Below are 6,038 nucleotides of genomic sequence, written 5' to 3' on the forward strand. Positions count from 1 at the left end.
CCGGCCCGCCCGGCACGCCCCGCTCGCCCCCGGCCCGACCGGCTCGACTCGTCCCGGCCTGGCCCACCCCACCCCGGCCCGCCCCGCTCGGCCCGCCCCACCCCGCCCGCCCAGCTCGACTCGGCCCGGCCTGGCTCGACCCGGCTCGGCCCGGCTCGGCCCGGCTCGGCCCGGCTCGGCTCGGCCCGGCTCGGCCCGGCTCGACTCGGCCCGCCAAAGCGCCAGCCCTCCGGACCGACCGCTTGACTCGCCACACAGTGTGAGTGTTTAATCATTCACACCTCCCCCTCAACCAGCCGCTCGCGCCTGGTCACGGCGGGAAGTGTGATTGACTGACCACACACTAGGAGAGCTGATGCGTGCCCTCGAAGTCGTTCTGCCCGGGACCGTCGAACCGGACGGGCTGGAGCTGCGCCACCGCGACCTGCCCTCCCCCGCCGCCGGGCAGGTCGTGGTGCGGGTCGAGGCGAGTGGGGTGTCGTTCGCCGAGCAGCAGATGCGGCGGGGCAAGTACTACGACCAGCCGCCGTTCCCGTTCGTGCCCGGGTACGACCTCGTCGGCACCGTCGTCCGAACCGGGCCGGGCACCGAAGAGCTCGCCGGCGGTCGGTTCGCCGCCTTGACCAAGGTCGGTGGTTGGGCCGATCACGTGGTGCTCGACGCCGCCGACCTCGTGCCCGTCCCCGACGGCGTGGACCCGGCCGAAGCCGAGTCGTTCGTGGTCAACGGGATCACGGCTTGGCGGATGCTGCACCACGTCGCGCGCGTCCGAAAAGGACACACCATCCTCGTCCACGGCGCCAACGGCGGCGTCGGCTCGACCCTCGTCCAGCTCGCGCGCCTGGCCGGGGCCACCGTCATCGGCACCGCCTCGCCCCGCCACCACGACGCCGTCCGCGACCTCGGCGCGATCCCGGTCGACTACCGCGAACCCGACCTCGCCGCGCACATCAAGACCCTCGCACCCGGTGGCGTGCACGCGGTGTTCGACCACGTCGGCGGGCCCGGCATCGTCGACTCCTACCGGCTGCTCGCCCCGCGCGGCACGCTCGTCGCCTACGGCACGGCGTCCACCCGCGACGAAGCGGGCTCGGCACGCCTGCCGGTGCTCAAGCTGTTCGCCCGCCTGCTCCTGTGGAACGCCCTGCCCAACGGCCACCGCGCCACGTTCTTCAACATCTGGGCGGGCAAGCGCCGCAAGGCCGCCTTCCGCGCGGCCCTGCGGCGTGACCTCTCCGAAGTGTTCGGCTTGCTGGCGCAGGGGAAGCTGCGCGCCCAGGTCGCGGCGCGCGTGCCGCTGGACGAGGTCGCCCGCGCGGTCGCGCTCGCCGAGTCCGGCACGGTCACCGGGAAGGTCGTGCTCGTTCCCCCTACCGGCACCACGCCGTGACGGTGGCCTCGAAGTCCGGGAACTCGCGGCGCACGTCGGCCAGCACGTCCACCCCGGACTGCCGCCGGTCGGCCGCGAACTTCTCCGCGACGTCCCGCAGCTCCTCGTTCGGGTTCGGGTCGGCGTCGGCGTACTCGACGACCTCCATCGGCCCGAGCCCGTCGGCCAGCAACCACAGGAACGCGGCCAGGTCCCGCGCGACGACGCCCACCGCGCCCTCGGACCCGAAGAACACCACCGGCTGGTCGACCAGGTCGGCACCCTCGCGGACGGTCCAGAACATGGCCAGCCCGCCGGTGCCGTCCTGCCCGAACACGCGGAACTCGGACCCGTCCAGCTCCTGGTTGCCGGTCCAGGACCGGATCCACGACCGGGTGTCCTCGGCGGAGGAGAACTCGGTGTACGGCTCGAAGTCGATGCCGTCGTCGTAGTCGAAGGCGCACTCCGCCACGGCGGCGAGGGCGGGTGGGAACCGGCGGTCTTCCGTCACCGGGGAAGGTTAACCGCCCGCGCCGCCGCCGCCCGCGATCAGGTGCCGAACGCGCGGACCACGGCGGCCATGTCCTCGGCGCCCCGGTGGTCGGCGGCGACGCGGTACTGCTCGTGCAGCGCCCGCATCAGCCGGTCGTCGGTGCCCGCCGCGCGCATGGCCTCCATGATCAGGTCCGCGTCCTTCACCGCGCCGTCGATGCCGAACGACGGCGTGAAGTCGCCGGCGATCATCGCCCGACCCTTCGCCTGCGCGTAACCGCTGTCGGTCGGACCGCCCGCGATGACGTCCAGGAACGCCTCCGGCGCCAACCCCAACCCGCGCGTCAACGCCACGGCCTGCGCGGTCGCCGCCGTGATCGACAGGACCCACGAGTTGGCCGCCAGCTTGAGCCGGTGGCCGTCGCCGGGCCGCTCCCCCGCCCACACCGTCCGCGACCCGATCGCCTCGAACACCGGCGCGACCCGGTCCCGCACCTCCCGCGGCCCGGCCGCCAGCACGGTCAGCTTGCCCTCCTCGGCGGGCTTGCGGGTGCCCAGCACCGGCGCGTCCACGAACGGCGTCGAGCCGGCCAGCTCCACCAGCCGCTCGGTGCCCTCCAGGCCGACCGTGCCCGACTGCACCCACACCGCGCCGCCCAGGTCCAGCCCGCGCACCACCTCGGCCGTCGAGTCGGCGTCGAACAGCACGGTCAGCACGACGTCCACGCCCGCCACCGCCTCCGCCGGCGTGTCGGCGACCCGCGCGCCGTCCTCCCCCAGCGGCCGGGCCTTGTCGGCGCTGCGGTTCCACACCGCCACGTCCAACCCCGCCCGCAGGAGGCTGCGCGCCATGCCCGCGCCCATGATCCCCGTGCCCAGCACCGCCACAGACTTCGTCACCGTGGAAACCCCAATCCCTTGTCCGGCAACGACGAATCTGCCATCAGGACACGGAACCCGCATCTTTCGCAGGTGCGGGGGCGTGCGCCCGGGTGAACAGCCAACCCGCCACGGCCGCGATCGGGAACATGATCACCCCGTACACCGCCGCGGGCACGGCCAGCCGCTCGCTGCCCATCACGGTCACCGCGATGGTGATCGCCAGCGTGCTGTTGTGGATGCCGACCTCGAACGCCGACGCCACCGCCTGCCGGGAGGACACCCGCGCCAGCCGCGGCAGGAAGTACCCCGCGGTCAGGCTGCCCGCGCAGAACAGCGCCGCGATCAGGCCCACGTCCGCGAGGTAGCCGCCCAGGTTCTCCCGCTCGGCCAGCAGCGCGCCCGCGATCACCGCGACCAGCACCACGGCCGACACGATCCGCACCGGCCGGTCGGCGCGGTCGGCGAACGCGGGTGACCAGCGGCGCACCAGCATGCCCAGCACGACCGGGACCAGCACGATCGCGAACACCTGCGCGACCTTGCCGAACTCCAGCCCCACCGAACCGTCGCCCACCGGCGGTGCGTACACCGCCAGCGCCAGGTTCACCACGACCGGCAGGGTCAGCACGGCGAGCACCGAGTTGACCGCGGTGAGCGTGATGTTGAGCGCCACGTCGCCGCGGAACAGGTGGCTGAACAGGTTGGCCGTGGTGCCGCCGGGCGAGGCCGCGAGCAGCAGCATCCCGACCGCGAGCACCGGGTCCAGGTCGAACACCGACACCAGCCCGAAGCACAGCGCCGGCAGCAGCACCAACTGGGTCGCCAGCGCCACCGCGACGGCCCGCGGTTCGCGCAGCACGCGGGCGAAGTCGGCGACGGTGAGCGACAGGCCCAGGCCGAACATCACCACCGCGAGCGCGACGGGGAGTCCGACACTCGTCAACGCAGTGCCCATCTGAACCACCTTTCCGGCAGCGAGTGGGCGAATCCTCCTCCATGTCCGGTCCGCCGAACAGTGGTCGTTACCGAACAGCCGTCAACGGCCGCACGGTCGATGGCCGCACGGTCAATGGCCGCAGTGGCACGCCCCGGGCGGGCAGTGGGCGCACCCGGACAGGTCGGGCACGTCCAGGGTCGGGTTGCGGTCGTGGAAGCCCACCGGGCGGAACAGGAAGCCGCTGTAGTCCACCGGCATCACCGGCCAGTCCTCCGGCCGCGGCAGGTGGGTCGGGCCGAACACGTGCCAGAGCACCACGTCCTCGTCCACCAGCGGCCGGTCCTGGGCGCTCCACCGGGGCAGACCGCCGCCGCCCGGGTGCTGGTTCGGGTACTCCCCCGCCGGGTAGCGCTCGTCCTCGTGGAACCGCGTCACCCACAGGTGCTTGGACGCGAACGCCGCCCGCGCCGCGACCGTGGCGTCCGGCTGGGCCAGCAGCACCGGACCCGGCCTCGGCACCAACTGGTAGGAGCGGCGTTGACCGAGGCGGTTCTCCGCGGTGCCGCGCACCAGCCACGTCCGGCCGCGCAGCGGGTCGGCCAGGCGGGCCGCCGCGGACTCGCGGTCCAGGACGGTGGTCTCGGTGGTGAACGCGTTGCCGCGCGGGTTGTCCGGGCCGGTCGGGACGCCGACGAAGTCGACCTCCTCGACGGTGTTGCGCGGCCCGGCCACCTCGGTGTCCAGCCGCGCGCAGAACAGGTGCTGGTGCACGGGAGCCACGAGACCGGGCGCGACCAGCTCCCCGAACGGCCCGGCCGAGCCCGCCCCGCAGAACACGACGCCGGTGGCCTTGGCCTCCAGCTCGATCGTCCCGTCGAGGTAGAAGTACCAGAAGAAGCCGTAGTCGTAGTTGCCGATCGTGCTGAAGAACGACACCACCAGCCGCCGCGACCGCCGCACGTCCGACGCCCCGGTGAGGATGTTGGTGTGCTTCCACAGCACCCCGTAGTCCTCCTCGTGCATGCAGATGGCCTGCGGGATGGACACCGGGTGGCCGTGGTCGTCGGCCAGGACGGCGTCGAGGTAGTGGATCACGCCCAGGCAGTCGCAGCCCAGCCGCAGCGAGTTGGCGTTCTTGCCCAGCAGGTACTCGCCCGCGTCGAAGTAGCTGATCCAGTTGCGCCACGGCTCGGGGTCGCCGTACGGGACGACCATCTCGGCCACCGACGCCCGGTAGACCACGGGGTCGCCGCCGAACGCGATCCGGTGCAGCGTCAGGCCTTCGCGGGCGTTGAACCCGATCCGGAACGTCCAGCCCTCCCAGGTGACCTCGCTGCCGGAGACGGTGAAGCTCACGCCCTCGGGCTGGGTGATGGAGATCGGCTTGAGCGTCGTGCGCGGCTCGACCCCGGTGTAGTTGCCGTGCTCGACGGGCACCGGCACGTCACCGGAGTCGGTCACCGCGAGCACCTCGCCCGCGATCAGGTCCACCTCGCACAGCAGCCCCTCGACGGGGTGCGCCCACGGGCTGTCGTCCACGTGGTCGCGCAGGAACGTCAACGCCCGCAGAACCCGACGACCACGCAGCAGCGGCTCGTCGAAGTGCCCCGGCGACAGCGGAGCGACGAACGCCAACGACCAGTCCTCGATCCCGCGCCGCCGCATCGCGGCCTGCCACCGAGGGTCGGCGCGAACCAACTCGGCGCTGCGGTCGTACTCCTCGAACAGCACGGCCGGCTGCCCGTGCTTCTCCGGGTCCAACGGCCGGTAGGACTCCTCCACCCCCGCCGTCACGTCCACCACGGCCTCGGCCACCGCGCCGGTGGCGGTGTCCAGCAGCACCGCCCGCACCCGCCGCGACACCGGCAACCCCAGCCGCACGGCGTCCTTGGGCGGTTCGACCGGCAGCACGCTGGGAAACCGGGTCGCGGCACCAACCCGCCCGGCGGCGACGAGCACGGCGCGCACCCGGGCGATCTCGGCCGCGGTCAAGGGGTCGAGGGGGTGTGTGGTCATGGTCCCGAGTATTCGAAGCGGCGGTCGCGCGGTCTTGCGTTGCCGTGTACCGGAGTTGCGTATCAGCGCACAGCACCACGGGCGCGCAGCGCCATGCCCTTCGGGCGCGCAGCGCCATGCCCTTCGGGCGCGCAGCGCCATGCCCTTCGGGCGCGCAGCGCCATGCCCTTCGGGCGCGCAGCGCCCTGCTTTTGGGCTTTTCCGTCCTCCCCGTATGGCCTGCCCGAAGGGCTACCACACTTTTGGTCGGGTGCAGCCGAAAATTTTGTGAGGGACGAGCAAAATTTTTAGCGGCACCCGGCCAAAAGTGTGGTTGGCTCCGCCAGGCCATACGGGGAGGAC

At 72.7% G+C, this 6,038-nt stretch carries 5 protein-coding genes; 1 reads left to right on the forward strand and 4 read right to left on the reverse strand.

All coding sequences use genetic code 11. The features are described from left to right. Positions 1 to 355 precede the first annotated feature (355 nt). On the forward strand, positions 356 to 1,390 hold the full coding sequence (locus AB0A74_RS42355; RefSeq protein WP_358258853.1) for a medium chain dehydrogenase/reductase family protein: 1,035 nt from the start codon (positions 356 to 358) through the stop codon (positions 1,388 to 1,390). Here the strand turns inward: AB0A74_RS42355 and AB0A74_RS42360 are convergent. From AB0A74_RS42360 to AB0A74_RS42375, 4 genes are all read right to left on the reverse strand, one after another. Next, positions 1,371 to 1,880 carry an SMI1/KNR4 family protein gene (locus tag AB0A74_RS42360; RefSeq protein WP_358258854.1) on the reverse strand — a complete coding sequence of 170 codons (510 nt, stop codon included), beginning with the start codon at positions 1,878 to 1,880 and terminating at the stop codon, positions 1,371 to 1,373. The genes AB0A74_RS42355 and AB0A74_RS42360 overlap by 20 nt on opposite strands. A 38-nt stretch (positions 1,881 to 1,918) precedes the next feature. Continuing rightward, positions 1,919 to 2,761, reverse strand: coding sequence for an NAD(P)-dependent oxidoreductase (locus AB0A74_RS42365; RefSeq protein ID WP_358258856.1), 843 nt, complete (start codon positions 2,759 to 2,761; stop codon positions 1,919 to 1,921). A 43-nt stretch (positions 2,762 to 2,804) separates the two neighbouring features. Continuing rightward, positions 2,805 to 3,698 (reverse strand): bile acid:sodium symporter family protein, encoded by an 894-nt coding sequence (locus AB0A74_RS42370; RefSeq protein WP_358258858.1) that lies wholly within the window; start codon positions 3,696 to 3,698, stop codon positions 2,805 to 2,807. A 111-nt stretch (positions 3,699 to 3,809) separates the two neighbouring features. Next, positions 3,810 to 5,696, reverse strand: a complete 1,887-nt coding sequence (locus AB0A74_RS42375; protein WP_358258859.1) for a primary-amine oxidase — start codon at positions 5,694 to 5,696, stop codon at positions 3,810 to 3,812. Between the last annotated feature and the right edge of the window lie 342 nt (positions 5,697 to 6,038).

It is taken from the genome of Saccharothrix sp. NPDC042600, from assembly GCF_040647305.1.
Classification (GTDB): domain Bacteria; phylum Actinomycetota; class Actinomycetes; order Mycobacteriales; family Pseudonocardiaceae; genus Actinosynnema; species Actinosynnema mutabilis.

What these genes read in the sequence shown, in the direction of transcription:
- AB0A74_RS42355 (WP_358258853.1), top strand. Translation starts at nt 356, where the DNA reads ATGCGTGCCCTCGAAGTCGTTCTGCCCGGGACCGTCGAACCGGACGGG.
- AB0A74_RS42370 (WP_358258858.1), bottom strand. Translation starts at nt 3,698, where the DNA reads ATGGGCACTGCGTTGACGAGTGTCGGACTCCCCGTCGCGCTCGCGGTG.
- AB0A74_RS42375 (WP_358258859.1), bottom strand. Translation starts at nt 5,696, where the DNA reads ATGACCACACACCCCCTCGACCCCTTGACCGCGGCCGAGATCGCCCGG.